Genomic DNA, 1453 nt, shown 5'->3' with positions numbered 1-1453 from the left:
TCATGTACGGCCTGATCACCACGGCCACGCTCAACGACGTCGACCCCCAGGCGTGGCTTGCCGACGTGCTGGCACGCATCAACGACATGCCCCAAACCCGTCTGCGCGAACTCCTGCCCTGGGAATGGAAGGCAATCCGCAAACAGCAAAAAGCGGCCTGACTGCGGCACTCGGCGGATGCTTACAATTGATGCGACCGAACAGGCCTTCGTCACCGCCCTGCTTTCCCGTTCCCCGAAGTTGGCGCAGACCGTCGCGTTGGCTCGGGCCTTCCGGACGATGGTTCGCCAACAGCGGGTCGGAGAACTGGATGAGTGGTTGCTGGTGACCGACGGCACGGCCATGGCGGGATTCGCTGGCGGCCTGAAGCGTGATCTGGCGGCGGTGCGCGCGGCCTTGTCGCTGCCTTGGAGCACAGGACCAGTAGAGGGCCAGATCAGCAAACTGAAGACGATCAAGCGCACGATGAACAGACGAGGCGGCTTCGATTTGCTGCGCCATCGTGCCCTCGAAGCCGCCTGAATGGCCCGGCTCGAGTTCATTCTCTGCACCGGGAATGCGGATGCAGCAGATCTCATTTTGAGGAAAATGGACTTTGTCGCGGCGTCGAAACGTGATTCAAGCTCCGGGTGGGCAGGCTTGAAGGCTACATAACGGCGTTGCGGGACCGCTGCGCCGGTCTGCCGGACCGCCGGACGGGCAGCAACGGGCGCTGCACGATGGCGCCCCGACCGACCACTTCGACGCGGTGTTCGCCACCATCCTGCGTGATGTTGACGGGCACGGTGGGCTGGCGCCGATGCGCTGCCTGGACGGGCGGGTGCTGATCGCCCTGGACGGCTCCGAGCACTTCTGCTCGCGCAAGATCTCCTGCCCGCACTGCTCGACGCGCAAGCGCGCGGACGGCGACGTGGAGCATTTCCACACGTTTCTCGGCGCCACGCTGGTCGCGTCCGGTCACAAGACGGTCGTGCCGCTGCCGCCGGAGTTCGTGCGCCCGCAGGACGGCGCGGCCAAGCAGGGTTGCGAGACCGCTGCGGCGAAACGCTGGCTGGCGCGGTTGGGGCCGGCCTATGCGTGGCTGAAGCCGGTCTACCCGGGCGACGACCTGTATGCCCGCCAGCCGATGGCCCTACAGGCCACCGGCGGGAGCTTCCTGCTGGTGTGCAAGCCGTCCAGCCATAAGACGCTGGCCGAGTACCTGACCGGCGTCGAGATGGACAGCCTGAGCGAGACCAAGGGCCGTGGTCCGGACAAGCGGGTCTACCGCTATCGCTGGATGAGCGGGGTGCCGCTGCGTGACGGTGACGACGCGCTGACCGTCAACTGGCTGGAGGTGGAAATCAGCAAACCCGGCGCCGCCAAGCCGACCGGGTCCATGTGTGGACGGCCCTTCCGGTGCAAGAGTGAAATCCGTAGTGACGGTCGATAGGATGCATCCATGTGTCCGACC

The 1453-nt window shown here is 65.7% G+C and carries 2 protein-coding genes and 1 pseudogene; all 3 read left to right on the top strand.

Annotated elements, in window-relative coordinates:
* On the top strand, positions 1 to 161 hold a 161-nt coding region (locus EJ903_RS26170; protein WP_148105315.1), incomplete at its 5' end, for a transposase domain-containing protein.
* 25 nt (positions 162 to 186) lie between these two features.
* Positions 187 to 522: pseudogene (locus EJ903_RS26165) on the top strand (ISL3-like element ISAzs13 family transposase); the annotation flags it as partial.
* A gap of 226 nt (positions 523 to 748) precedes the next feature.
* Positions 749 to 1432, top strand: a complete 684-nt coding sequence (locus EJ903_RS26160) for a hypothetical protein (RefSeq protein WP_126620799.1) — start codon at positions 749 to 751, stop codon at positions 1430 to 1432.
* Positions 1433 to 1453: the final 21 nt, after the last annotated feature.

The sequence above is a fragment of the Azospirillum griseum genome (assembly GCF_003966125.1).
In the GTDB taxonomy this organism is placed as follows: domain Bacteria; phylum Pseudomonadota; class Alphaproteobacteria; order Azospirillales; family Azospirillaceae; genus Azospirillum; species Azospirillum griseum.
Note: the sequence above shows the minus strand (reverse complement) of the source record. Positions and strands in the feature narration are given on the sequence as shown.